The 26310-nt window shown below is 71.8% G+C and carries 22 protein-coding genes; 12 read left to right on the top strand and 10 right to left on the bottom strand.

The features are described from left to right. Nucleotides 1-130: 130 nt before the first annotated feature. Nucleotides 131-3916 carry an indolepyruvate ferredoxin oxidoreductase family protein gene (locus tag IE168_RS10140; protein ID WP_189497889.1) on the top strand — a complete coding sequence of 1262 codons (3786 nt, stop codon included), beginning with the start codon at nt 131-133 and terminating at the stop codon, nt 3914-3916. Between the two features lie 62 nt (nt 3917-3978). Here IE168_RS10140 and IE168_RS10135 read toward each other — a convergent pair whose 3' ends face one another. The 6 genes from IE168_RS10135 to IE168_RS10110 form a co-directional block, all read right to left on the bottom strand. Beyond that, nucleotides 3979-4215, bottom strand: a complete 237-nt coding sequence (locus IE168_RS10135) for a hypothetical protein (protein ID WP_189497887.1) — start codon at nt 4213-4215, stop codon at nt 3979-3981. A gap of 103 nt (nt 4216-4318) precedes the next feature. Further along, nucleotides 4319-5266, bottom strand: coding sequence for an aldo/keto reductase (locus tag IE168_RS10130; RefSeq protein ID WP_189497885.1), 948 nt, complete (start codon nt 5264-5266; stop codon nt 4319-4321). Between the two features lie 118 nt (nt 5267-5384). Next, nucleotides 5385-6005 (bottom strand): DUF938 domain-containing protein, encoded by a 621-nt coding sequence (locus IE168_RS10125; protein WP_189497883.1) that lies wholly within the window; start codon nt 6003-6005, stop codon nt 5385-5387. A 93-nt stretch (nt 6006-6098) separates the two neighbouring features. Continuing rightward, nucleotides 6099-6446, bottom strand: a complete 348-nt coding sequence (locus tag IE168_RS14840; RefSeq protein WP_386659493.1) for a hypothetical protein — start codon at nt 6444-6446, stop codon at nt 6099-6101. Beyond that, nucleotides 6436-7833, bottom strand: a complete 1398-nt coding sequence (locus IE168_RS10115) for a M28 family metallopeptidase (RefSeq protein ID WP_425490153.1) — start codon at nt 7831-7833, stop codon at nt 6436-6438. Before IE168_RS10115 ends, IE168_RS14840 begins: the two co-directional genes overlap by 11 nt. A gap of 460 nt (nt 7834-8293) precedes the next feature. Continuing rightward, nucleotides 8294-9703, bottom strand: coding sequence for a lytic murein transglycosylase (locus IE168_RS10110; protein WP_229823393.1), 1410 nt, complete (start codon nt 9701-9703; stop codon nt 8294-8296). Between the two features lie 124 nt (nt 9704-9827). Between IE168_RS10110 and IE168_RS10105 the strand changes: the two genes are divergently transcribed. From IE168_RS10105 to IE168_RS10085, 5 genes are all read left to right on the top strand, one after another. After that, the gene (locus tag IE168_RS10105; protein ID WP_189497880.1) at nt 9828-10313 is read left to right on the top strand and encodes an MgtC/SapB family protein; all 486 of its coding nucleotides are present in this window, start codon (nt 9828-9830) and stop codon (nt 10311-10313) included. A gap of 59 nt (nt 10314-10372) precedes the next feature. Beyond that, entirely contained in the window at nt 10373-10717 is a 345-nt protein-coding gene (locus IE168_RS10100) for an I78 family peptidase inhibitor (RefSeq protein WP_189497879.1), read from the top strand. A 4-nt stretch (nt 10718-10721) separates the two neighbouring features. Then, nucleotides 10722-11207, top strand: a complete 486-nt coding sequence (locus tag IE168_RS10095) for a guanyl-specific ribonuclease (protein WP_189497876.1) — start codon at nt 10722-10724, stop codon at nt 11205-11207. Beyond that, nucleotides 11204-11626: a barstar family protein gene (locus tag IE168_RS10090; RefSeq protein ID WP_189497874.1), complete on the top strand. Its 423-nt coding sequence runs from the start codon at nt 11204-11206 to the stop codon at nt 11624-11626. Before IE168_RS10095 ends, IE168_RS10090 begins: the two co-directional genes overlap by 4 nt. 89 nt (nt 11627-11715) lie before the next feature. Continuing rightward, nucleotides 11716-12075: a hypothetical protein gene (locus IE168_RS10085; protein ID WP_189497872.1), complete on the top strand. Its 360-nt coding sequence runs from the start codon at nt 11716-11718 to the stop codon at nt 12073-12075. A 25-nt stretch (nt 12076-12100) separates the two neighbouring features. Here the strand turns inward: IE168_RS10085 and IE168_RS10080 are convergent, their stop codons facing one another. The 3 genes from IE168_RS10080 to folE all read right to left on the bottom strand — a co-directional run bounded on the left by IE168_RS10080 (nt 12101) and on the right by folE (nt 13877). Next, entirely contained in the window at nt 12101-12334 is a 234-nt protein-coding gene (locus tag IE168_RS10080; RefSeq protein WP_189497871.1) for a hypothetical protein, read from the bottom strand. Between the two features lie 62 nt (nt 12335-12396). Next, on the bottom strand, nt 12397-13191 hold the full coding sequence (locus IE168_RS10075; RefSeq protein ID WP_189497870.1) for a hypothetical protein: 795 nt from the start codon (nt 13189-13191) through the stop codon (nt 12397-12399). 86 nt (nt 13192-13277) lie between these two features. After that, nucleotides 13278-13877 carry a GTP cyclohydrolase I FolE gene (gene folE / locus IE168_RS10070; protein ID WP_189497868.1) on the bottom strand — a complete coding sequence of 200 codons (600 nt, stop codon included), beginning with the start codon at nt 13875-13877 and terminating at the stop codon, nt 13278-13280. A gap of 173 nt (nt 13878-14050) precedes the next feature. On the opposite strand from folE, the gene IE168_RS10065 reads away from it, so the two are divergent. Next, nucleotides 14051-15955, top strand: coding sequence for a DUF885 domain-containing protein (locus tag IE168_RS10065; protein ID WP_189497866.1), 1905 nt, complete (start codon nt 14051-14053; stop codon nt 15953-15955). A 219-nt stretch (nt 15956-16174) separates the two neighbouring features. Here IE168_RS10065 and IE168_RS10060 read toward each other — a convergent pair whose 3' ends face one another. Then, nucleotides 16175-19621 (bottom strand): amidohydrolase family protein, encoded by a 3447-nt coding sequence (locus IE168_RS10060; protein ID WP_189497864.1) that lies wholly within the window; start codon nt 19619-19621, stop codon nt 16175-16177. A gap of 249 nt (nt 19622-19870) precedes the next feature. On the opposite strand from IE168_RS10060, the gene htpG reads away from it, so the two are divergent. From htpG to dcp, 5 genes are all read left to right on the top strand, one after another. Further along, nucleotides 19871-21793, top strand: a complete 1923-nt coding sequence (htpG, locus tag IE168_RS10055; protein WP_189497862.1) for a molecular chaperone HtpG — start codon at nt 19871-19873, stop codon at nt 21791-21793. A gap of 148 nt (nt 21794-21941) precedes the next feature. Beyond that, a complete protein-coding gene (locus IE168_RS10050; RefSeq protein ID WP_189497860.1) occupies nt 21942-22394 on the top strand; it encodes a PA2169 family four-helix-bundle protein in 453 nt (150 codons plus the stop codon). A 139-nt stretch (nt 22395-22533) separates the two neighbouring features. Next, nucleotides 22534-22986, top strand: coding sequence for a DUF3597 domain-containing protein (locus IE168_RS10045; protein ID WP_189497858.1), 453 nt, complete (start codon nt 22534-22536; stop codon nt 22984-22986). 93 nt (nt 22987-23079) lie between these two features. After that, entirely contained in the window at nt 23080-23919 is an 840-nt protein-coding gene (locus IE168_RS10040) for a hypothetical protein (RefSeq protein ID WP_189497856.1), read from the top strand. Nucleotides 23920-24014: 95 nt separating this feature from the next. Next, nucleotides 24015-26168 carry a peptidyl-dipeptidase Dcp gene (gene dcp, locus IE168_RS10035; protein ID WP_189497853.1) on the top strand — a complete coding sequence of 718 codons (2154 nt, stop codon included), beginning with the start codon at nt 24015-24017 and terminating at the stop codon, nt 26166-26168. Nucleotides 26169-26310 lie beyond the last annotated feature (142 nt).

Here is a 26310-nt window from a genome sequence, read left to right as displayed (position 1 = left end):
TTAAGAAAAAGTCATGGAAACGGCGTCGCTGATAGAATCCGCGCCGCTTCCGCGTCCCCATCCGCCCCGCGCCCCGCGCCGGCCGCCGGGCCGCGCCCTCAGCCAGCGCCTTGCCCGCACGGGGTCCCGCATGACCAGCACCGCCGAACTCTCCTCGCCCGCCTCCGCCAGCACGGCGCTCACCCGCGGCGTCACCGATCCCGACTACACGCTGGACGACAAGTACGCTCGCACGCAGGGCCGCATCTACCTGTCCGGCGTGCAGGCGCTGGTGCGGCTGCCGATGATGCAGCGGCTGCGCGACCAGGCTGCGGGCCTGAATACGGGCGGATTCGTCTCGGGCTACCGCGGCTCGCCGCTGGGCGGGTTCGACCTCGAGCTGTGGCGCGCCCGCAAGCACCTCGACGCCGCCAACGTGCACTTCAAGCCCGGCCTCAACGAGGACCTCGGCGCGACCATGGTCTGGGGCACCCAGCAGACCAACCTGTTCCCGGGCGCGAAGGTCGATGGCGTGTTCGGCATGTGGTACGGCAAGGGCCCGGGCGTGGACCGCTCAGGCGACGTGTTCAAGCACGCCAACGCCGCCGGCACCTCGAAGCACGGCGGCGTGCTGGCGCTGGCCGCCGACGACCACGCCTGCCGCTCGTCCACCCTGCCGCACGGTTCGGAAGGCGAGTTCACCAGCGCGCTGATGCCGATCCTCAATCCGGCGGGCGTGCAGGACATCCTCGACATGGGCCTGGTGGGCTGGGCGATGAGCCGCTACACCGGGCGCTGGATCGGCTTCAAGACGATCGCGGAGACCGTGGAATCGTCGGCGTCGGTGGACGTCGATCCGTTCGCCGTGCAGATCGTGACGCCCGACGACTTCGAGATGCCGCCCGGCGGCCTCGGCATCCGCTGGCCGGACCCGCCGATGGAACAGGAGATGCGCCTGCACCGCTATGCGGTCAAGGCGGCGCAGGCCTTCGCGCGCGCCAACCGCATCGACCGCGTGGTGATCGACTCGCCGAACGCGCGCCTGGGCATCGCCACCACCGGCAAGAGCTACCTGGACGTGCTGCAGGCGCTGGAATACCTCGGCCTGGACGCACGCGCCTGCGCGGAGCTCGGCATCCGCGTCTACAAGATCGGCATGACCTGGCCGCTGGAGCCGGTCGGCATCCGGGCGTTCGCGCGCGGGCTCGAGGACATCCTGGTGGTGGAGGAGAAGCTGTCCTTCATCGAGAGCCAGATGAAGGAACTGTTCTACAACTTCGACTTCGGCCTCGACGGCGGCCGCCGGCCGTCGATCGTCGGCAAACACGACGAGGCCGGCGAGTGGATCCTGCCGTCCACCGGCGAGCTGACCCCGGCCACCATCGCCGGCGTGATCGCGCGCCGGATCCAGCGGTTCCACGACTCGGAACACATCCGCGACGTGCTGCGCTGGATGGAAGAGAAGGAAGGCGCCCTGGCGCTGCCGCGCGCGCAGTTCCCGCGCGTGCCGCACTACTGCTCCGGCTGCCCGCACAACACTTCGACGAAGGTGCCGGAAGGTTCCCGCGCCATGGCCGGCATCGGCTGCCACTACATGGTCACGTGGATGGACCGCAGCACCGACACCTTCACCCACATGGGCGGCGAAGGCGTCACCTGGTCCGGGCAGGCGCCGTTCACCGAGACGCCGCACGTGTTCCAGAACCTCGGCGACGGCACCTATTTCCACTCCGGCACGCTGGCCATCCGCCAGTCGGTCGCGACCGGCGTCAACATCACCTACAAGATCCTCTACAACGACGCGGTGGCGATGACCGGCGGCCAGCCGGTGGACGGCACGCTGTCGGTGCCGCAGATCGCGCACCAGGTGCGCAGCGAAGGCGTCGAGGTGATCGCGCTGCTGTCCGACGAGATCGAGAAGTGGAGCGATCCTTCCATCTTCCCCGCCGGCGTCACCTTCCACGACCGCCGCGAGCTCGACGACGTGCAGAAGCGCCTGCGCGAAGTGAAGGGCACCAGCGTCCTGATCTACGACCAGACCTGCGCCACCGAGAAGCGGCGCCGGCGCAAGCGCGGCAAGCTGCCGGATCCCGACAAGCGCGTGGCGATCAACTCGCTGGTCTGCGAAGGCTGCGGCGACTGCGGCGTGAAGTCGTTCTGCGTCTCGGTGCTGCCGAAGGAGACCGAGTTCGGGCGCAAGCGCGAGATCGACCAGTCGGCCTGCAACAAGGACTTCAGCTGCGTCGAGGGCTTCTGCCCGAGCTTCGTCACCGTGCACGGCGGCAAGCCGCGCAAGGGCAAGCCGGCCACGGGGCTGTCGAAGCTCGCCAACCTGCCCGAGCCGGTGTTCGCCAGCGACGGCACGCGGCCCTGGAACATCCTGGTCACCGGCGTCGGCGGCACCGGCGTGGTCACCATCGGCGCGCTGATGGGCATGGCCGGGCACCTGGAAGGCCGCGGCGCGACCGTGCTCGACCAGACCGGGCTGGCGCAGAAGGGCGGCGCGGTCACCACGCACATCCGCATCGCGCCGAAGCCGGCCGACATCCACGCCGTGCGCATCGCCGCCGGCGAAGCCGACCTGGTGCTGGGCTGCGACATGGTGGTGGTCAACGACTACTGGACGCTGTCGAAGCTGCGCGCCGGCCGTTCGCAGGTGGTGCTCAACAGCTACGAGGCGATGCCCGGCACCTTCACCACGCGGCCGGACATGCAGTTCCCGGCCACCGACATCATCAGCGCGGTGCGGAACGCGCTGGGCGGCGGCGACGAGGCGGCGATGAGCGCCGAAGCCGCCGCCGCGCGCGTCCTGAACGTGGTCGACGCCACCCAGCTGGCCACCGCGCTGCTCGGCGACGCCATCGCCGCCAACCTGTTCATGCTCGGCTACGCCTGGCAGCGCGGCCTGGTGCCGCTGTCGCTGGACGCGCTGATGCGCGCGGTCGAACTCAACGGCGCCGCGATCGAGATGAACAAGACCGCGTTCGCCTGGGGCCGCCTGGCCGCGGTCGATATCGAGGCGGTGTACGACGCCGCCGGCATCGTGCGCAACCCGCGCACCCTGGCCGAGGCCACGCCCTCGCTGCTCGACCCGCTGCCGCCTGGCGACTGGGAAGGCAACGAATGGGGCGCGACCAGCGCGCCCAAGCCGCAGCGCCGCGAGGACGAGCTGCGCCACCTGCCGGCGTCCGCCACCGGCGCCGCGGCCGGCGCGGGCAGCGATGGCACGGCCGACGGCGACAACATCGCCTTCCTGCCGCTGGACGACGCACGCCTGTCGCGCAGCCTGGACGAGCTGATCGCCCGCCGCACCGCCTTCCTCACCGACTACCAGGATGCGAAGTACGCCAGGCGCTACGCCGACTTCGTCGCCCGCGTGCGCAGCGCCGAAGCCACCCGCGCGCCGGGCAGCACCGACCTTACCGAGGCCGTGTCGCGCTACTTCTTCAAGCTCATGGCCTACAAGGACGAGTACGAGGTCGCGCGCCTGTACACCAGCGGCGAGTTCGAGCGCCGGCTGAAGCAGCAGTTCGAGGGCGACTTCAGGCTGGAGTTCCACCTCGCGCCGCCGCTGCTGGCCAGGCGCGACGCCGAGGGCCGGCTGCGGAAGAAGGCCTTCGGGCCGTGGGTGTTCAGCGCGTTCAAGGTGCTGGCGAAGCTCAAGGGCCTGCGCGGCGGCCCGCTGGACGTGTTCGGATACACGGAGGAGCGGCGCATGGAGCGCCGGCTGATCGCCGACTACGAACGCACCGTCGGCGGCCTGCTGGACACGCTGGACGGCGGCAACGTCGACCTCGCGGCCGAGATCGCCTCGATTCCCGAGCACATCCGCGGCTATGGCCACGTCAAGCACGCGCACCTGGAGAAAGCGAAGGCGCGCGAGGCGGATCTGCTCAGGGAATGGAGCAATCCGCTGCGGATCGTGCAGGCGGCCTGAGGGGCGGGCTGCGCCGCGGTTTGGCGGCGATCGCCCTCGTCACCGCAACCGCACCCTCACCCTCACCCGCTGCACCCCCCGCAGCACACCGAAGGCTGCTGCTCGACCTCGCCGGGCAGCACCCGCGCGCCGGCGCCGTTCAGCAGCTCCACCAGCGCCGCGGCGTCGATCGCCGCGTTCACGCGCAGGCCCTGCACCAGGTCCAGGTCGACCACCGACGCCGGATCGAAGGCCAGCAGCGCGTCCTCGATGATCGCCAGCGGCGGCAGCGGCTGCGACGCGCGCACGTGGAATTCCATCACCGTCTCCTGCCTGCAGCGCCCGCGGGCGCCCATGGCCCATGCTGGCGCCGCGCCCGCCGCGGCGCGCTGACCCAGGTCAAGCCCGGGCCGGCCAATGCGCTCAGCCCAGCGCTTCGATGTATTCGACCATCCGCCTGCGCACCGCCGCGTCGGGCATCCGGCCGGTGGCCGCACCCAGGTTGTCGACCAGGTTGCGCGGCTGGCTGGTGGACGGCGTGGCCACGGTCACCGCCGGGTGCGAGGCCACGAACTTGAGGAAGAACTGGCCCCAGGTGGCGATGTCGTGCTCGGCCGCCCAGTCCGGCAGCGTCCTGCCTTCGACCAGTTCCCACAGGCGCCGGCGCCCGAACGGGGCATAGGCCAGCACGCCGATGCCGCGCTCCTGCGCCAGCGGGAAGATGCGCTCCTCCATCGTCCGGTTGTCGACCGCGTAGTCGACGCCGATGAAGTCGATGTCCTCTTCGCGCATGTGCCGTTCGAGCTCCGCGTACTGCTGCTCGAAGGTGGTGGTCAGGCCGATGTAGCGGACGCGGCCGGCGGCCCTGGCCTCGCGCAGGATGGCGAGCTGGGTGGCGACGTCGCCCAGGTTGTGGACCTGCACCAGGTCGATGGGCGATTTGCCGATGCGCGCGAAGGACGCGTCCAGCTGGGCGCGCGCGGCCGCGGGATCGGCCTGGCCGCCACCGCGGCCGGCGACGTTGAGCTTGGTCGCCCAGAACAGCCGGTCGGCGATCCCGGCCTCCTGCGCGACCCGGCCGGCGACCTCTTCGGAGGCGCCATAGCCGGGCGCGGTGTCGAACACACGGCCACCTTCGCGCACCAGCGTCTGCAGGATGTCGCGGATGCGCGCGGCGTCGCCCTCGCCGGCCACGCGCGCGAACGAGGCCGAACTGCCCAGGCCGACCACGGGCAGCTGTTCGCTGGTGCCGGGGATGGCGCGGGTGACCAGCGCGCGCGGACTGTCGTCGGCGAGCAGCCGCTTCGGGCTGATCGCCAGGGCCACGCCGGCGGCGGCGGACAGCTTCAGGTATTCGCGGCGGGTGATCATGCGGACGTCCTCGCTGGCGGGTGCGCCGACGTTCTACCACGGCGCGGCGTTCGCCTTCCGTCTGGCCGGCCCGGGGGCCCGGGCCGGCCAGACGCGCAATCCCGGTGGTGCGGAGCGCTCAGCCAGCCGCGCGCGAAAACACCAGGCAGCGGTTGTTGGCCGGCATCGCGACATCGTCATCCAGGGACAGCCCGGCATCCGCGCCCAGCGCCTCCACCGCTTCGAAATCGCGGATGCCCGAGCGCGGGTCGCGCGCCTTCAGCCAGGCGTCGAAGTCGCGGTTGCTGTCGCTGCTGTAGTCGCCGCCGTAGTTGAACGGCCCGTACGCGACCAGCATGCCGCCCGGCGCGTCGCGCAGCAGCCCGCCGACGCCTGCGAAGAACGCCTCCACCTCCGGCCAGCCCATGATGTGCAGGGTGTTGGCGGTGAAGACCGCATCGATGCTGCCGCGCGCAGGCCATGGGCCGCGGGCCACGTCGAGCTCCAGCGGCGCCGGCGTGTTCGGCAGCGCGGCCCCGTCGAGCCACATGCGGATGCCCGGGAGGTTCCCTGCAACGTCGGAGCACTGCCATTCGAGCCACGGCATCGCCGCCGCGAAATGCACCGCGTGCTGGCCGGTGCCGCTGCCGATCTCAAGCACGTGGCGGCGGCCGGCGAAGCGCGTACTCAGCACGGCAAGGATGGGGTCGCGATTGCGGGCGCAGGCCGGCGCGTGGGGTCTGGCGGGTACAGGATCCATCGCGCCACCGTGCCGCAAGCCGGCCGCCGGCGCCAGCGCGACCTGCGCGACCTGCGCGCGCAGCCGGACGCGACGCAGGAGCCGACGCGGGAGCTAGCGTGGCCGGGGCGCGCAGGCCGCTGCGCCCACCGCCGCCGCCAGCGCCAGCACCGGCAGGCCGGCGGTGAGCAGCCCCGCCGCGCCCACGGCGCCGGCCAGGCTGCCGACGCTGTAGAAGGCGTGGAAGCCCGACATCAGCGGACGCCCCACATCGCGCTCCACCAGCACCGCCTGGATGTTCATCGTGCAGTCCATCGCGCCCATGCCGGCGCCGAAGGCGAGCAGCACCGCGCCCAGCGCCAGCGCCGGCACCAGGAAGGCCGCGCGCGTGGCCTGCGCCTGCCCTTCGATCGACGCGCCCGCCAGCGCCCGCCCGCCGCGCGCCGTCCGGTCAGCGCGCACGCATGTCCGCCGTCGACTCGCGCATCGCGCGGAACTCGCTGCCTGCGTCCCATTCCGGCCACGCCGCCGAGCCGGCGACGTCGCGCACCAGCCGCAGCACCACCGCGGTATCGGCGGTGGGGCCGCGCATGTCCCAGCCCTCGTCGAACTCGTCCCCGGGCTGGTGGTAGCGCCTGGCGAAATAGTCCGCCCGCGCCGCCCGGCCACCCTCGACGCCGCCGTCGAGCTGGTCCATGCCCGGGCCGACGGTGATCGCCGGCACGCCCGCCTGCGCAAACGCGAAGTGATCCGCGCGGTAGAAGAAGCCGGCCTCGAGTTCCGGATCCGGCGAGTACGTGCGCCCTTCCGCCCGCGCCGCCGCCTCCAGCGCGCGCTCCAGCGAGACCTTGCCCAGCCCCCAGCTGGAGATGTCGCGCGTCGGCCCGTCCGGGCTCCACATCTCCATGTTGATCGCCGCCGCGGTGGTCGCCAGCGGGCGCAGCGGATGCGCGGCGTAGTGCGTGGCCCCGAGCAGCCCGCTTTCCTCCGCCGTCAGCGCGATGAACAGCACGCTGCGCGCCGGCGCCGGCCCCGCCGCCATCACCCGCGCGATCTCGAGCATCGACGCAATGGCGGTGGCGTTGTCGACCGCGCCGTTGATGATCGCGTCGCCGGTTTCATCCGGCTCGCCGATGCCGAAGCTGTCCCAGTGCCCCGACACGATCACCGTCTCGTCCGCGCGCCCGGCACCCGGCAGCAGCCCCAGCACGTTGTGGCTGGTGATCCGGCTGCGCTTCACCGCGAACCCCGCCGAGAACGCCACGCCCTCCAGCGCGCGCCCCCGGAAGCCCGCCTGCTGCGCCTCCCGCCTTGCCGCCTCGAACGACAGCCCCGCCTCCGCGAACAGGCGCTCGGCCGTCGCCCGCTGCATCCATCCGCGCACCGGCAGGTGGTACGTCGCCGCCGCCGTGATCCCGAAGCCCGCGAACACCACCGGCACCCCGCGCAGCGACACGTCGCCCTCCGGATGCAGCGTCTCCAGCGCGATGTCCTCCCCGTTCACCAGCGACCAGGCCCCGCCGTCCCCGACCGTGAACGACGCCGCCACCGGCCCCGCGATCTCCGTCCGCGCCAGCGTCACCGCCTGCGTCCAGCCCCCGGCATCACCCGCCGGCCGCAACCCCGCCTCCGCGAACTGCCCGCTGATGTACGCAACCGTCTTCTCCTCCCCCACCGTCGCCGGCGCCCGCCCCTCGAACCCGTCCGAAGCAAGCACGCGCAGATGCTCCGCCAGCCTGTCGCCACTGATCGCATCCACCGCCGAACCCGCCCCCTGCACCCCCTGCCCCACCGCGGACCGGGCACTGCAGCCCACCACAAGAAGCGACAGCACCGACGCCACCGCCAACAACCCCACCACCCGACCCGCCGCGCGCGCCATGAGCATCACCCCCGTACAAAGAGCCACGATTGTGCCCCCACGGACACACACCGCCGCATCCACGCCTCCCCTGACCCCACCACCCCATCCACCCCACCAACCAGCCCCACGCAGCCCCGCTCCAATCCATCCCCCCGCCAGAGCGCCTCGCAGGCTTGCCGGGCGCGACGTGCCCACCGAGCACAGGCTGCGAATGGGCACGTCGCGCCCGGCGAGCCCAGCCGCAGCCCACGGCCCGCGAGTCCTTGACCTTCCCTCCCGCCCCCGAGGTGATCCGCAGCGGCGCGTGGCCTCCGCGACAACCAAGCGAATCACGTGGAGCGACTTGTCGCGGAGGCCGCGCGCCGCCGCTGCGACCTCATACGCGTCCGGCGTGGTCTCCATCCGACGACCATCCACAGACCGTTGGTCGCGGCTGTAGCCGCTCCTACAGCGTGGAGGCAGGCGACGAGGCGGGAGTGGAGGCGGGCGACGAGGCGGGTGTGGGCGGCAGCGTACTGGCCGCCTCCGCCCGCAACGCCTCGAGGATCCGCAACCCCGCACGCCCGTCCGCCGGCGAAATCCCCAACCGCCCCTGCTCCACCGCGATCGCCCGCCGCGTCAGCGTCCCCACCATCCCGTCCGCCTCCCCGATCGCATGTCCCCGCGCCAGCAGCAGTGCCTGCAGCTCCCGCCGCTCCGCCCGCCCGATGCCCGGATCATCCGTCGGCCACGGCGTCGCGAACGCCCCGCCACCGCGCAGCCGGTCCGCCAGATGCGCGATCGCGAACGCATAGCTTTCCGCCGCGTTGTACGAATAGATCGCATCGTAGTTCTTGAACACAACGAACGCCGGCCCCGACGCTCCCGCCGGCAGCACCACCGCGGCGCGCGCATCCGCCGCCACGCCATCGAACGCCGTGCCATCCACCCGCCGCACGCCCTGCGCCACCCACTCCGACAGCGGCTTCCGGTTCGTCCGTCCCGCCTGCGACGCATTGAACCCCGCCGGCAGCTTCACCTCGTACCCCCAGGGCTCGCCGCTGCGCCAGCCCGACTTTTCCAGATAGTTCGCCGTCGACCCCAGCGCATCCGGAATGCTGCCGACCAGGTCGCGCCGCCCGTCACCGTCGACATCCACCGCGATCCGCTGGTACGTCGTCGGCATGAACTGCGTATGCCCGAACGCGCCCGCCCACGACCCGGTGATGCCGGCATCGCGCAGGTCGCCGCGCGCCAGCAGCTGCAGCGTGGCGATCAACTCGCCCTGGAAGAACGGCTGCCGCCGCCCGAAGCACGACAGCGTCGACAGCGACGTGAGCAGCGGCCGCTTGCCGAAGCTGCGCCCGTAGTCGCTCTCCACGCCCCATACCGCCACCACCGTCGCGGGGTCCACGCCGTAGTCCACCTGCACGCGCTGCAGCGTCGCGGCGTGTTCGCGCAGCATGGCCAGGCCGTCGTCCACGCGCTGCCGGTCGACCAGCGCGGCGAGGTAGTCCCAGATCGGCGTGGTGAACTCCGGCTGCTGGTCGAGCAGCGGCAGCACCGTCATGTCCGGCGCGAGCCCCGCCGTCAGGCGGTCGAAGGCGGGACCGTCGACGCCCTTGCCGGTCGCCGCGCCACGCAGCCGCGCCATGCATTGGCGGTAGGTCGCCAGTTCGCCGTCGCTGGGCGCGGGTGGCGGCGCCGCCGCGGTGACGGGCGGCGGCGCGACCGGCGACGAGGCCGGAGCCGGCGCGGGGGCCGGCGTCGCGGCCGGCGCTGCTACAGGCTGCCGCGCGGCCGGGGATGGTTGTTGCGCACACGCCACGCCCAGCGGCAGGGCCAGCAGCAGGAGGGACATGGTCGGCAGGCGCATCGCAGGCTCCGGATCGGTTCGCCCGGATTGTAGGCACGCCCCTGCATGCACGAGGCGTCACGATTTCACGGCCGCCAGACCCTGACTGCGCTGTCATCGGCCGTCCACCACCGGAAGACACGCGATGGACGCACTGCAGAACGGCGAGCTCTGGATCCTGGCGCGCGTCGCCGCCGCGATGGCGCTCGGCGGCGTGCTCGGCATCGAGCGCGAGCTCGGGCGCCACGCTGCCGGATTGCGCACCCACATGCTGATCGCCGGCGCCGCCGCGCTGATCGTGGGCCTGGGCGACGTCGTCGCGCAGCACTTCACCCAGGAGCAGTACCGCGACCTGCTGCGCATCGATCCCGGCCGCCTGATCGAGGCCGTGGTGGCGGCGGTCGGCTTCGTCGGTGCCGGCGCCATCCTGCGCGCGCGCGGCGAACAGCAGGTCTCGGGCCTGACCACCGCCAGCTCGCTGCTGATGGCCGCGGCCATCGGCATCGCCGCCGGCCTCGGCCACTACCTGCTCGCACTCGGCGCCTCGCTGCTGTGCGTCGTCGTGCTGGCGGTGTTCCGGCGCCTGGAGCGGCGCATGGGCACCCAGGACTCGCCCCGCAACCCGCGCTGAGCACGGCCGCCGCGCCGCCGCTGCGGCATCATCCCTCCCACGACCGCCAAGGAATCGCCATGCCCACCCTTCCCACTGCCCGTACCGCCGCCGCCCTGCTGGCCGCACCGCTCGTCTGCATGGCGGCGGCCTGCTCCTCGACCACGCCCGGTGGCGGCGGCGGGACCCCAGCGCCGGTGATCACCGACGGCAACCTCGGCGGCACCTGCGACGCCAAGGCCGCCAGCGCCTACGTCGGCCAGGCGATCAGCGAACAGGTGGCCGAGCAGGCCAAGGCCGCCGCAGGCGCGCGCGGCGTGCGCATCATCCGGCCCGGCATAGCGGTGACCATGGACTACCGCGCCGGGCGCCTGAACCTCGAGCTCGACGACGCCGGCCGCATCGTCAAGGCCAGCTGCGGCTGACGCCATGGCACGGGGAAACAGGGGGAAGCCGGGCTCGCCGCGCAGCTGGATCTGGCTGGTTGCCGCGCTGTGCCTGCTCGGCATGTGGCAGCTACTCGAGCGCCAGGCCGGCACGAGCCTGCCGCCGGTGGCCGACACCCACCGCGTACCCGATGCCGCGCCGCAATCGCCTCCGCGCACGGGCGGAGGCGGCGCCCCGCAGGACCCCGCGCTGGCCTTCCTGCCGGCCGAGGCGCACGCCACCCTCGCCCTGATCGACCGCGGCGGCCCGTTCCCGCACCGCCAGGACGGCAGCGTGTTCCAGAACCGCGAGCGCCTGCTGCCGCGGCAGCCGCGCGGACACTACCGCGAGTACACCGTCGACACGCCCGGGCTGGACCATCGCGGCGCGCGGCGCATCGTCACCGGCGGCGACCCGCCCGCCGAGTGGTACTACACCGCCGACCACTACCGCAGCTTCCGGCGCTTTGAACGGAGCCAGGCCCGATGATCGACGTCGAACTCGGCGCGCTGCTCGCCGACGCCAGCCAGGCGGCCGCCTATTTCGTCGACGCGCGCGACCGCGCCGCGCTGGTCGAGGCCGCGAACGCGCTGGACTTCCACGTCGCCGCCGCCAACCTCGAGAACGCCGGCGACAAGGCGGCGCTGCTGCGGGAGATCGCCGCCGCGCTGGAATTCCCGGGCGGCTTCGGCGCCAACTGGGACGCGCTGGCCGACAGCCTGGGCGACCTGTCTTGGCTGTCCGCGCCGGGCTACCTGCTGCTGCTCGACCACTGCGCCGACCTCCGCGAGGCCGCGCCCGCGGACTTCGCCACCCTGCTCGAGATCCTCGACGAGGCCGCGCGCGCGCATGCCGGCCAAGGCGTGCCGTTCTGGGCGGTCCTGCCGCTGGCGTCGCCGGACGCCTGAGCGCGACAGCCGCGTTCACGCCACGCCGACGTGACCACGACGGGCGCACGGGGATACTCGGGCCACGCCCATTCCGTGGGACCCTTGCGATGAACAGACTCCTTGTGCCCGCCGCCGCGACGCTCGCGCTCGCCCTCACCGCCTGCAGCGATCCGTCGGAGGCCTACACGCCGGTGGACCAGCTGCCCTCGGCGACTCCGCCCGACGCCGCACCGCCCGCCACGACGCCGCCGCCCACCACCCCGATCGACGACGACGCCACCGCGGATCCCGTGGACCGCGTCGACCCCATGGATCCCGCGCCGCTACCGACGGACCCGGTGGACCCCATGGACCCGGAAGTGCCCCCGTCGCTGGATCCGGTGCCGCCCATCGACGAGGCCACGCGCCCGCCGCCGGTGGATCCGGCGCTGGAAGACGACGCCGATCCGGTGCCGCCGACGCCGTAGTCACGGCGCCGCGGCCCTGCGCGGGTCAGTCGTCGCGACCCTTGCGGAAATCGACCGGACGGCTCTCGCGCTGCGTGCTGAAACTGCCCTCGCTGCGGCGCTCGCAGTCGCGCGCCACCGGCTCGCCGGGGCGATCCGGGCGGGAAGCGCACAGCGGATTCGCGTCCACGGCGGCATTGGTGTCGCGATAGTCGCTGGTCCCGGCACATCCAGCGAGCAGCAGGGCGGAGAAGACACAGGCGGTCACTGGCAGGCGCATGGGCGGCATCCGGTTCCGGTGAACCGGAAGCTTGGCCGGTCCCGGCGAAGTGATCAATCCGCTCAGCGCGACGCCATCAGGCGGGCCGCGGACACCGCGAGCTGCTCCATCGCGTCGCCGACCGCGCCCAGGCCCCCGTCGGCGTGGAGGTCATGGCCGGCGCCGAACGCATCCGACACCTGGGCGGCGATCCCGCGGCCCTGTGCGAGCTGTGCACCAAGCACACCCTCGAAGGCAGAGGCCGCTTCGACCGCATCGGCGTAGTTGCCTGCGGCCACGCCGCCGAAGACGTCGCGCGCGGCATCGGCCAGCCCGGTCATCGACCGGGCCACTTCGCCGAGGTCGCCGATCGACGGCCCGACGCCGTTGGTCAGCGCACCGCTGGCGAGCGAACCCAGCACGCCCTGCGGACTGGCCGACGCGAACCCGCCGGGCACGCTGCCGAGCAGCGCGTCGACCGCCTGGTGGGCCAGGGACTGCATCGGCGCCGGCATCGAATCCACCGCATCGTGGGCCGCCGAAGCGACCGTGCCGCCGATCACCGCGTTCGCCACCGCGGCCACCGCGCCCGGCAGCCCGCCGGTGATCGCGCCCATCAGCGCCGCGCCCACGAGCCCCTGCAGGTCCTGCGCGTCGACGCCCAGCGCATCGGCGACCGAGCCGAGCGCCTCGTCCAGTCCGACCGCGTCGGCCATCGCGCCCAGCGCCGAACCTACGGCCTCGGCCACGGACTCCGAGACCGATTCCGCGACACTGCCCAGGCTGTCGGCCGCGGCGCTGGTGCCGGCGCTGTCCGCGCCGCTGCTGCCGCCCGAACCACCGTCGCTGCCGCCTACGCCGCCTGCACCATCGCTCATGACCGGGCCTCCCTGACCTGTACCGGCCCGACGCTAGGACAGCGTGCCGCGGGGGACTACCCGGGGCGGACCCGAGGGGCCCGCGTTCAGCCGCGCGGGTCGCCGATGAAGCGCAGGAATTCCTGGCGGGTGCGGGCGTCGTCGCGGAAGCCGCCGAGCATCTTCGAGGTCACCATGCTCACCCCGCGCTTGTGCACGCCGCGGGTGGTCATGCACTCGTGGCTGGCCTCGACCACCACGCCCACGCCGCGGGGCTTCAGCACGTCCTCGATCACGGCCGCGATCTGCGCGGTCATCTTCTCCTGCACCTGGAAGCGGCGGGCATAGGCCTCGACCACGCGCGCGAGCTTGCTGATGCCCACCACCTTGCCGTCGGGCAGGTAGCCGACGTGGGCGCGGCCGATGATCGGCGCCATGTGGTGCTCGCAGTGGCTTTCGAACTGGATGTCGCGCAGCACGATCATCTCGTCGTAGCCGGCGACCTCTTCGAAGGTGCGCTCCAGGTACTCGCGCGGGTCGTCGCCGTAGCCGCTGAACCAGTCGCCATAGGCGTCGACCACGCGCTTGGGGGTGTCGAGCAGGCCTTCGCGCGAGGGGTCCTCGCCGGCCCAGCGCAGCAGGGTGCGCACGGCGGCCTCGGCCTCGTCGCGGGCCACGCCGTTGCGCTGTTCGTCCGGATTGGCCATGGCCCTGCGTCCTGTCGCCGAAAAACGCCATGGTACCGCGCGCGGTGGAGGCGGTCAGGCGCACGGGCAGGACGAATGGGCCACATCGGCGGTGCCGATTCGTGGGACAGTCGGCGCCGTCCGGCGTCCGCGCCTGCCCCGACCGTCCACCATCCTGTCCGGAGAGTTCCCCGATGCGCACCGCTTCCGCACGCTCGCCCCTGGCCATCGCCCTCGCGCTGGCCCTGCCCCTCGGCCTTGCCGCCTGCGACCGCACGCCCGGCGATGCGCCCGCAGGCCAGTCCGCACCCGCCGGCGCCGCGGCCGCGGAGGCCACGCCCGCCGAACTCGAGGCCGAAACCGCGCGCCTGAACGCCTGGTTCGAAGCGAAGTACGAGGAGCAGCTGCAGTTCAGCCCGATCCGCCTGACCTTCCTCGGCCGCAAGGAGCTCTACGACCAGATCGACGACGCCTCCGAAGCCGGCATCCGCAAGCAGCTGGCGTGGATGGAGGCTTCGGTAAAGGAGATGGAGGCCGAGTTCGACTACGACCGCCTGCAGCCCGAAGCGCAGCTGTCCTGGGACCTGTGGAAGAAGCAGTACGAAAGCGCGCGCGACGGCATGCCCTTCCTGCTCGACGGCTATCCGTTCGACCAGATGAACGGCATGCACACGATGGCCCCGACCTTCATGATCAATTTCCACAAGGTCGACGAGGAGTCGGACTACCAGGCCTACGTGTCGCGCCTGCGCAAGCTGCCGGCCACGTTCGACATCCTGATCGAGCGCGCGCGCGCGTCCGCGGCGCAGGGCATACGGCCGCCGAAGTTCGCCTGGGAAGGCGTGGCCGACCAGTCGCGGAAGATCATCACCGGTGCGCCCTTCGACGACGGCGCCGACAGCGCGCTCTGGGCCGACGCCCAGGCCAAGGCGGACGCCCTGGCCACCGCCGGCAAGATCACCGCCGAACGCGCGGCCGAGCTGAAGGAAGAGGCTCGCAAGGCCCTGGTCGACGAGGTGAAGCCCGCCTACGAACGCATCCTCGCGCTGGCCGCCGAGGAGCTGCCCAAGTCCGCCGCGAATCCGACGGGCGTGGGCCAGACGCACCCCAACGGCGCCGCGTACTACGCCTACCAGCTGCGCGAGAACACTTCGACCGACATGACCGCCGACCAGATCCACGAGCTCGGCCTGTCCGAGGTCGCGCGCCTGCGCGGCGAGCTGGAGGCGGTGCAGGAACAGATCGGCTTCGAGGGCAACCTGCAGGCGTTCTTCAAGCATGTCCAGGCCGATCCCAAGCGGCTGTATCCGAACACCGACGCCGGCCGCCAGGCCTACATCGACGACGCCACGAAGGCGATCGACAACATCAAGAAGCACCTGCCGCAGTACTTCGGCCTGCTGCCCAAGGCCGACCTGGTGGTGAAGCGCGTCGAGGCCTTCCGCGAGCAGGACGGCGCCGCCCAGCACTACAACCCGGCTTCGCCCGACGGCTCGCGCCCGGGCGTGTACTACGCGCACCTCTCCGACATGAACGCCATGCCGAAGACCGAGCTGGAGGTGATCGCGTACCACGAGGGCCTGCCGGGCCACCACATGCAGATCTCGATCGCGCAGGAGCTCACCGGCGTGCCGACCTTCCGCACGCAGACCTTCGACACCGCCTACAACGAGGGCTGGGGCCTGTATTCGGAGTGGCTGGCCAAGGAGATGCCCGACACCTACCAGGATCCGTATTCGGAATACGGCCGGCTGATGTCGGAGATGTGGCGCGCGATCCGCCTGGTGGTCGACACCGGCATGCACGCCAAGGGCTGGACCGAGGAGCAGGCGGTGGCCTACTTCCGCGAGAACAGCTCGGTGCCCGACGCCGCGATCCGCTCGGAGATCCAGCGCTACCTCGTGTTCCCGGGCCAGGCCACCGCGTACAAGATCGGCATGATCCGCATGCAGGAGTTGCGCCGGAAGGCCGAGGCCGAGCTGGGCGACGCCTTCGACATCCGCGGCTTCCACGACGCCATCCTCGGCGGCGGCGCGATGCCGCTGGACCTGCTGGAGCAGCGCGTGGACCGCTGGATCGCGTCGAAGAAGGCCGGCTGAGCGCCTGATGCAACGAGGCGGGCCCATACCCGGCCCGCCTCGCCCAGCCCCGCCTTTACCTCACACCTGTAGGAGCGGCTACAGCCGCGACCCGGCCTGTGTGGGAGCGGCTACAGCCGCGACCGGGATCGCCGCGAGGCTGGTCGCGGCTGTAGCCGCTCCTGCAGGCCCACCACCCGGGCAGCGGCATCCGCGTGGATCCGGGGCGGAAATCCGACGTCAATGCACCCCGTGGCACACGGACGTCGGCCCGAACGATTCGCCAAACGCCTGCCCATGGCCGTGGTGCTGCCAGTAGAACGTGGGCGCCGGCACCGCCTGGTTGCCGACTTCCGCCATGTCGGCGTCAACGTCGAACAGGCGCCCGTCCACCATCACATAGCGCGTGTCGGCAGTGTGGCGGATGTTCTCCAGCGGATTGCCGTCCAGCACCACGAGGTCGGCGCGCTTGCCGACCTCGAGCGAGCCGAGCTGGCCGGCGAGGCCGAGATAGTCGGCGCCGTCGATGGTCGCCGCGCGCAGCGCCTCGAAGTTCGTGAAGCCGCCCTGGGTCAGCATCCAGGTCTCCCAGTGCGTGGCCATGCCCTGCAGCTGGCCGTGGCCGCCGACCTGCACCTTGACCCCGGCGTCGCGCAGCACCTTCAGCGACTTCGCCACGTCGATGTGGTGGTAGTCCCAGTCCGGCGCGACCTCGCGGCGGATCGAGCGCGCGTCCAGCGTCTCGCGGGGGAAGAAGCGGTTGAGCTTGACGTCCTCCCAGACGTTGTCACGCGCGTACCACCAGTACTCGCCCGACAGGCCGCCGTAGCTCACGACAAGCGTCGGCGTGTTGCGCACGTCGGTTTCCTTCCACAGGTTGACCACGTCGGCGTACAGCGGCGCGACCGGCAGGTTGTGCTCGATGCCGGTGACGCCGTCCAGGATCATGGTCATGTTGTGGTGGAAGGTGGAGCCGCCCTCCTCCACCACCAGCATGCCGAGCTCGCGCGCGGCCTGGTCGACCTGCTGGCGCTGCGCGCGCCGCGGCTGGTTGTAGCTCTTCACCGAGAACGCGCCGTGCGCCTGCATCCGGCGCAGGTGGCTGCGGGCGTCGTCGAGCGAGTCGATCTCGGCCTTGAAGCCGCCGTCGGCGCCGTAGAGGATCGTGCCGGTGGAGAACATGCGCGGGCCGACCATGCGCCCGGCCTGCAGCAGCTCGGACTGCGAGAACACGAACTCGGTGGTGGCCGAGGGGTCATGCAGCGTGGTGATGCCGAAGGCGAGGTTGGCGTAGTAGGCCCAGTTCTGCTGCGGCACCACGCCCTGGCCGAAGTTCGACGCATGCGCGTGCACGTCGATGATGCCGGGGATGATGGTCTTGCCGGCGACGTCGATGACGCGTGCGCCCGAAGGCACCTGCACCGAGCCGCCCGCGCCGATGGCGGCGATGGTGTTGCCGTCGACCACGATCGTGCCGCCCTCGATCACGTCCTGCGCGTTCTCGGCGTCGCGCATGGTGACGATGCGCGCGTTGGTGAAGGCCACGACGTCGCGCGGCGCATAGACCTCCGCGTCCAGGCCCACGGCGATGCCGCCGCCCGGGGCGGGCGCGGCGATCTCCGCCGGCGCACCCGGCAGGAAGGCGAAGGTCTGGTCGAGCCGGCGCGAGTGGTAGCGGTCGCCCACCATCCAGTGCAGCGACTTCGAGTCCGCCGCCCAGTGCAGGTAGCTGCCGACGTCGGCGCTGACCGCGCTCACCGGCACCGCCTTCGTCTTGCGGTCGAGGGTGATGGTGCGGCCGGTCTCCGGCATCGGCGCCACGTAGGCGTTGAACAGCTCGGTGAAGGCCACCCACCTGCCGTCGGGGCTGATCTGCACCGAATCCACGTACTTCAGGTCGAACACCGCCCGCGGCTCCTCGCCGTGCAGGCCCACCGACATCAGCTTCTTCTCCATGCCGCCGCCGGCCAGGTACAGCACGCGCGTGCCGTCATGGCTGAACTGCGGTGACTGGCCGGTCTCGGCCACGCGAACGGGCGTGCCGCCGGCCACCGGCACCACGTAGATGCCGCGCTCGCCCGACCACAGGCTGCCGGTGAGGCCGCCGCCGCTGCTGCGGCTGTAGACCACCTGCTTCCCGTCGGGCGAGAAGCGCGGGTGGTAGTAGAAGCCGGGCTCCTGGGTGAGCCTGCGGCCCTCGGCGGTGCCGCCGGCGCCGCGCACGTGGATCGCGCCCAGGCCCTCGTCGGACCAGGTCGTGTAGAGCAGCTGGCGGCCGTCGGCGCTGAAGCTCGGCTGGTATTCGTATACGTCGCGGTTCGCGGTCAGGCGCGACGGCGCGCCGCCGGGCAGCGACTTGCGCCACAGCTGGCCGAGCGCGTGGAACACCAGGGTGCCGCCATCGGCCGACGTGGCCACGTCGCGGATCATGCGCGGATTGAAGTGCCCCTCCGGCAACGGCCGTTCGAAGCGCAGCGGCTGCGAGACCACCTGCTCGACCTGCGCGGTGAACGGGATCTTCGCCGCCGCGCCGCTGGCCATGTCCACGCGCCACAGGCCGCCCTGCGCCCACGCCACCACCGACTTCGAATCCGGCGTCCAGCCGAAGCCGCTGTACGGCCCGAAGATCGCCCACGCCTCCTGCTGGTCGTGGCTCAGGCCGTCCCACACCGGGCGCACCTCGCCGCTGGCGATGTCCATACGGTGCAGCACGCTGGCGTCGCGCACGCGCTTGACGAAGGCCAGCGTCTTCCCGTCGGGCGACACCTGCGGCCGCACCGCGCCGCCGGGCGTGGCGACCACGGTCTCGGTCCTGCCGGTCTGGCGGTCGAAGCGCTTGATCGCATAGATCACGCCGTGCGGGTCGCGGTTGTACTCGAAGCTGGGCCCCTGGCTGACGTCCTGCGAGAAGTACACGTGGCGCCCGTCCGGCGACACGCTGGGTTCGCCCAGGTCCTGCTGCTCGTTCGGCTTTTCCACCAGCTGGATGCCGGCGGTGGTGCCGGCGGCGTGGTACAGCCAGAGCTCGCCAGCGCCCAGCGAGCGCGTCGAGGTGAAATGCTTGCGCGCCACGAGGTACTGCCCGTCCGGCGTCCAGGTCGGGTTGTTGAGCAGGCGGAAGTCCTCGTCGGTCACCTGGCGCGCGTCGCCACCGTCGGCGGCCACGGTCCAGACGTTGTTGGCGCCGTTGCGGTCGGAAGTGAACGCGATGCGGCGGCCGTCCGGCGACCAGCGCGGCTGCACGTCCCAGGCGCGGCCGGAGGTGATGCGGGTGGCGGCGCCGCCGGTGACCGGCATGCGGTAGAGGTCGCCAAGCAGCGAGAACACCACCTCGCGGCCGTCGGGCGACACGTCCACGTCCATCCACGTGCCTTCGCTGGTCTCGAAGCGCACCGTCTTCGCCTGGCCCTGCACGGATTCGACGTTCCACTTCGCCTCGCCTTCCGTCCCGTTGGCGTCCTGGCGCAGGCCGCGCGCGCTTTCGAGCGGCGCCCGGGCCGGGTCCTGGCCGGATCGGTCGAGCGCTTCCTGCTCGAGTTCGACGTTGTCGCGGCGGTCCGGATCCTGCCGCACCGGCGGCGCCGGCTGCGGCGCAGGCGACGGCGCGGGGCGCGGCGGGTCCTGGGCAAGCGCGGGCGCGGAGGCGAGCGCAGCAGCCAGGGCAAGGGCGAGCGTGGTTCGGGTCATGCGGCGGGTTCCGGAGGTGCAAACCGTCGACCATAGTCGCGCCCTCACCCCCTTCGCGCGGGACAGAAGTCCCGGTCGGCCAGGCCGCCCAGGGCGAAGGGGCCGCCTCGACCGGCACATCTGCCGGCGCTTCCTGGACCGGCCGCGACAGCGCGGCGTCGACGGGCTTCGCGGGCCTGCCGGCTTGAAAACCGCGGCGGCGCGCGCATATCCGTGGGCCGACCCCCCTGGCCATGTCCGGATCCCTCCATGACCACGACGCCCGAAACGCGCAAGTTCGAAGCCGAAGTCGCCCAGGTGCTGCACCTGGTCACCCACTCGCTGTACTCGCACAAGGAGATCTTCCTGCGCGAGCTGGTCTCCAACGCCTCCGACGCCTGCGACAAGCTGCGCTTCGAGGCGATCGCCCAGCCCGACCTGCTGGCAGGCGCCGGCGAGCTGCACATCGACGTCAGCGCCGACCGCGAGGCGCGCACCGTCACCATCCGCGACACCGGCATCGGCATGTCGCGCGACGAGGTGGTGGAGAACATCGGCAGCATCGCCAGCTCCGGCACCCGCCGCTTCCTCGAGGCCATGGGCAGCGAGCAGAAGGCCGATGCGCGCCTGATCGGGCAGTTCGGCGTCGGCTTCTATTCCGCCTTCGTGGTCGCCGACCGCGTCACCGTGCTCACCCGCCGCGCCGACGCGCCCGCCGGCGAGGGCGTGAAGTGGGAAAGCGACGGCCGCGGCGAGTACACGCTGGAGGCCGTGGACCTGCCCGAGCGCGGCACCACTGTCATCCTGCACCTGAAGGAAGGCGAGGACGAGTTCCTCGAGCCGTGGACGCTGCGCTCGCTGATCACGAAGTACTCCGACCACGTCGCCTTCCCGATCCGGATGCCGAAGGACGCGGGGGACGGCGATGCAGGCGCGGACGCGGACGCCGGCACCGATGGCGAAGCCGGCGCCCAGGCGGCGGCGCCCGCGTGGGAGACGGTCAACGACGCCTCCGCGCTGTGGACCCGCCCGAAGGCGGAGATCGGCGACGAGGAGTACCAGAACTTCTACAAGGCGCTCGGCCACGACTTCAACGACGCCGCCGCCTGGACCCACAACCGCGTCGAGGGCAGCCAGAGTTTCACCACCCTGCTGTACCTGCCGTCGCAGCCGCCGTTCGACCTGATGATGGGCGGCCGCGACGAGCGCAAGGGCCTGAAGCTCTACATCAAGCGCGTCTTCATCATGGACGCGGCCGAAGAGCTGCTGCCGAACTACCTGCGCTTCGTGCGCGGCGTGGTGGACGCCGACGACCTCCCGCTCAACGTCAGCCGCGAGATCCTGCAGCACAACCGCCAGCTCGAGCGCATCAAGGGCGCCTGCGTGAAGCGCGTGCTCGACCTGATCGAAAAGCTCTCGCGTGACGAGCCGGAGAAGTTCGCCGCCTTCCTCAAGGCCTTCGGCAATACGCTCAAGGAAGGCATCGTCGAGGATGCCGGCAACCGCGAGCGGATCGCGAAGCTGCTGCGCTTCAGCTCGACGAAGGGCGAAGGCGAGGCGCGCGACGTGTCGCTCGACGATTACATCGGCCGCATGCAGGACGGCCAGGACGCGATCTGGTACGTCACCGCCGACGGCCATCGCGCCGCGGCCGGCAGCCCGCAGCTGGAAGCCTTCAAGGCCCGCGGCATCGAAGTGCTGCTGATGTCCGACCGCATCGACGAGTGGATGCTCGGCCACCTGCGCGAATACGCCGGCAAGCCGATGAGGCACGTCGCCAAGGGCGAACTGCCGCTGGACGAGGCGGAGAAGCAGAAGCTGGCCGACGCCGCAGGCGCCGCGGCCCCGCTGCTGGAGCGCATCAAGCGCCTGCTCGGCGATCGCGTGGAGGACGTGCGCGTGTCCGCGCGCCTGACCGACTCGCCCTCGTGCCTGGCGATGTCGGAGTGGGAGATGGCGCCGCACCTGGCGAAGCTGCTGCGCGATGCCGGCCAGGACGTGCCGGAGCAGAATCCCACGCTCGAGATCAACCCGCAGCACGCACTCCTGCGCCGCCTGCAGGGCGAGGCCGACGACGCCCGCGCCACCGATCTCGCCCACCTGCTGCTGGAGCAGGCCGAGCTTGCAGCCGGTGCGCCGCTGCCGGATCCGGCGGCGTTCCTGCAGCGCGTGAACCGGCTGCTGGCCGGCTGAAGGCGACGACGCGGGCGTCGTGGAGAACGACGCCGCGTCGACAAACGCCAATGCGCGGTGTCCGCGGCGCAGCTGCGGACCCGCGTTCCACGTGGACTTCATGGCCGCGCGGTCAGAGTGGACGCCCCTTCCCCCAGGACAATCCTCCATGACCGACAAGAAGATCCAGCACAGCCTCAACGACCTGATCGAGATCGCCCGCGACGGCAGCGAGTTCTACGCCGAGGCCGCCGGCAAGGTGGAGAGCGCCGAACTCGCCACGCTGTTCCGCCGCATGGGCGAGCACAAGCGCGAGATCGTGACCGGCCTGAGCGCGGACGTGGCCGCCACCGGTGGCGATCCTGCCGACCACGGCACCATCGTCGGCTCGGTGCGCCAGACCTACGCCAAGGCGCGCGCCGCGCTGGGTGACACGAACTACGCGTACGTGGCCGAGCTCGAAGAGCTCGAGGACCGCCTGCTCGACGCCTTCAAGGACACCCTCGAGGACAGCGACACCCCGGCCGCCGCGCGTGCCGCGGCGCAGAAGTACCTGCCGCGCGTCACCGAGTGCCACGACATCATGCGCAACCGCAAGATCGCGATGAAGAACGCGGGCTGATTTCCGCAGCGGAGCGCACGAACGGCTCCGCGGGCCTCATCCGCGACAGGCCCCGGTCCACGCCGGGGTCTGTCGCATCCGGTCAAGCAATTCCATCCCCACCGCTGCAGAATCGCAGCTTTCCTCAAGGAGTTTTCCCATGGGCCTGTTTTCGAAGATCCGCGACCGCATCCTGGGTCGCAAGACCGAATCCGCGGCGTCACCCGCCGCGACCACGCAGGGCGCCAAGCCCGCGCCCGTCATCTTCGACGGCGGCAAGGACGACCCGAAGGTCGCGCCGCCCGCGCTGCATCCCGCCCCGCCCGTGGCCGCCGCGCCGGCGGCTGCGCCCGAACCCGTCGACGTCGAAGCCGTGCTAGCCGCCATGGCCGCGGAGAAGGGCGGCCAGAGCGACTGGCGCCGCTCGATCGTCGACCTGCTGAAGCTGCTCGACCTCGACTCCAGCCTCGACGCGCGCAAGGAGCTGGCCGCCGAACTCGGCGTCAACGCCGGTGCGCACGGCAGCGCCGAGCAGAACATCGCCCTGCACAAGGCGGTGATGCGCAAGCTGGCCGAGAACGGCGGCAAGGTGCCCGACGACCTGAAGGACTGACGGACCGCGCGGATCATCCGTGGCGAGCCGCCTGCGCCACCCCGCGCCCCCCGCACCCCGGCCACGGCCGGGGTGCTTGCGTCTGCGAGCCCCGTGAGCGCGCACGAGGCCGGCGCGATGCCCGCCGCATCGCGCGCCGATCGCTCGCGCGGCGAGCGCCTGCAGCGCATCGGCGCGGCCGCGGCCACCCTGCTGTTGCATGTGCTGCTCGTGCTGCTGGCGCTGACCGCCGAGCCCTTGCAGCCGTCCTCGGACCCGGCGGGCGCCGCCGCCGGGGGCAGGCTCGACGTCACCTTCATCGACAAGCCGCAGGACATTCCCTCGCCGCCGCCGCCGCCATCCGCCCCGCGCAGCGCGCGCAGGCCGGTCGAGCCCGACCCCGCAGAACGCCCCGACCCCTCGCGCCTGCAGGTGGTCGAGGTCGAGCGGGGCGACGCGCCGCTGCCGCAACCGCCCCAACCCCGCCCCGAGGCCGCGGCCGCGCCGACGCCGCCCGTGCCGCAGCGCCCGCATCCCAGCCAGCGCACCTGGGGTCAGCCGCCGGGCACGCAGCCGGCGCAGCTCGCGGTGGTGGACGCCGGCTCCGCCCCCAGCCCGTCGATCAGCCGAGGTTCCCGCCCCCGGGGCACGGCCAGCGGCGCCGCGCTGGAGGCCGGCGGCTTCCAGGTGGTCTACGACCTCATGGCCGAGACCCGGCTGCGCGGCTGGCGCGACGCAGGCATGACCGAGGTCTTCCTGCCGCTGCCGGGCGTGCGCCAGCTCATGGTCTGCCCCCTCGAAACCGCGCTGCGCCGCGACTCCGGGCCCTGCCGCCTGGTCGAGCCGGACGATCCGGAGCTGGCCGGCATCGGCGATGCCCGCGAGGTGATCGCCATGTACCAGGTCTACCGCCGCGGCCAGCCGGTCTGGACCGGTCCCGGGCCCTATCGCTGAACCCGGCCGGAGTGCCGAACGGCACGTTTGCGGCCCCGTGATCGGATGCATCCTGAACTGTCAGCCTTGCCCTTGCCCTTCCGGAGCCCCATTCCATGCTGCGTCCCCTCCTGCTGTCCGCCGCGATCGCGCTCGCCCTGGGCGCCTGCGATCGCAGCGCCACCGAGTCCCCGATGCCGAACACCGCCGCCGCGCCCGCCGCACCCGCACAGTCCGAAAATCCGCTGCTGGTCGCCAGCACCCTCGCCTTCCAGGCGCCGCGCTTCGACCTGATCCAGGACGCGCACTACCAGCCGGCGATCGAGGAAGGCATGCGCCAGCACCTGGCCGAGGTGCGGACCATCGCCGACAGCGCCGAGCCGCCGACCTTCGCCAACACCATCGAGGCGCTGGAGCGCAGCGGCGCGCTGCTGACCCGCGCGGCGTCGGTGTTCTTCGCCATGACATCGGCGCACACCAACGAGGCGCTGCAGGCCGCCGAACAGGCGCTGGCGCCGAAGCTGGCCGAACACGCCGACGCCATCCATCTGGATCCGAAGCTGTTCGCGCGCGTGAAGGCGCTGTACGCGCAGCGCGCGGACCTGGGCCTGACGCCCGAGCAGGTGGTCCTGGTCGAGCGGACCTACGACAACTTCGTCCGCGCCGGCGCCGAGCTGGACGCGGAGAAGCAGGCCGAGCTGCGCAAGCTCAACAGCGAGGAGTCCTCGCTCACCACCTCGTTCTCCAACAAGCTGCTGGCCGCGACCAAGGCCGGCGGCGTGCTGGTGGACGACGTCGCCAGGCTCGACGGCCTGGACGAGGCCACGATCGCCGCCGCCGCGACCGCCGCGAAAGACGCCGGCCACGACGGCCAGTGGATGCTGGTGCTGCAGAACACCACCCAGCAGCCGGTGCTGGCCTCGCTGAAGGACCGCGGGCTGCGCGAGCAGGTGCTGGCCGCGTCGATGGCGCGCGCCGAACAGGGCGACGGCAACGACACCCGCGCCACCATCCAGCGCCTGGCCGAGCTGCGCGCGCGCAAGGCCGAGCTGCTGGGCTATCCGAGCTACGCCGCCTACGGCATCGCCGACCAGATGGCCGGCACGCCCGAGGTCGCGCTGAAGCTGCTGACCGACACCGTGCCCGCCGCCACCGCGCGCGCGAAGGCGGAGCTGGCGAAGATCCAGTCCGTGGTCGATGCCCAGGGCGGCGGCTTCAGCGCCGGCGCCGCCGACTGGGACTTCTACGCCGAGCAGGTGCGCAAGGCCGAGTTCGACCTCGACGCGGAGGCCATCAAGCCCTACTTCGAGCTCGACCGGGTGCTGAAGGACGGCGTGTTCTTCGCCGCCGGACAGCTGTACGGCATCACCGCGAAGGAACGCACCGACCTGCCGGTCTACCACCCCGACGTGCGCGTGTTCGACATCTTCGACGCCGACGGCACCCAGCTCGCCCTGTTCTACCTCGACCCGTTCCAGCGCGAGAGCAAGCAGGGCGGCGCCTGGATGGGCAACTTCGTCGAGCAGAACGGCCTGACCGGCGACATCCCGGTGATCTACAACGTCGAGAACTACACGAAGCCCGCGGAAGGCCAGCCGGCGCTGCTGAGCTTCGACGACACCACCACGCTGTTCCACGAGTTCGGCCACGCGCTGCACGGCATCTTCTCGAAGACGACGTATCCGAGCCTGGCCGGCACCAACGTGCCGCGCGACTTCGTCGAGTTCCCCTCGCAGTTCAACGAGCACTGGGCGCTCGACCCGAAGGTGTTCGCGAACTACGCGAAGCACTACCGGACCGGCGAGCCGATGCCGCAGGAACTGGTGGAGAAGATCGTGCGCGCCCGCACCTTCAACCAGGGCTATGCGACCACCGAGTACCTGTCGGCGGCGCTGCTGGACATGGCCTGGCACACGCTGCCGGCCGACGACGCGAAGAAGGACGTCGACGCGTTCGAAAAGCAGGCGCTGGCGAAGTACGGGGTCGACCTGGCCGCGGTGCCGCCGCGCTACCGCACCAGCTACTTCAGCCACATCTGGGGCGGCGGCTATGCGGCCGGCTACTACGCCTACTTCGGCGCGGAAGTGCTGGACCACGACGCCTTCCAGTGGTTCCGCGAGAACGGCGGCCTGACGCGGGAGAACGGCCAAGTGTTCCGCGAGAAGATCCTCTCGATCGGGCATTCGCAGGACCTGGCGAAGGCCCACCGCGAGTTCCGCGGCAAGGAACCAAGCGTCGAACCACTGCTGCAGCACCGCGGGCTCGACTGAGCCACCAGAACGCCCCCCACCGGGGGCCTTCTCTTTCTCGCCCTCTCCCCCCTTCTTCCCCTCCCTGTAGACACTCTGTTCTCGGTCAAGCCTGCAGGGTGGCGAAGAGCTTGGCACCATCGTAGGGGGCGGGGTTGCGGAT

Source organism: Luteimonas padinae, assembly GCF_014652935.1.
Lineage (GTDB): Bacteria > Pseudomonadota > Gammaproteobacteria > Xanthomonadales > Xanthomonadaceae > Luteimonas > Luteimonas padinae.
This window is presented reverse-complemented; position numbering and strand designations above follow the sequence as displayed.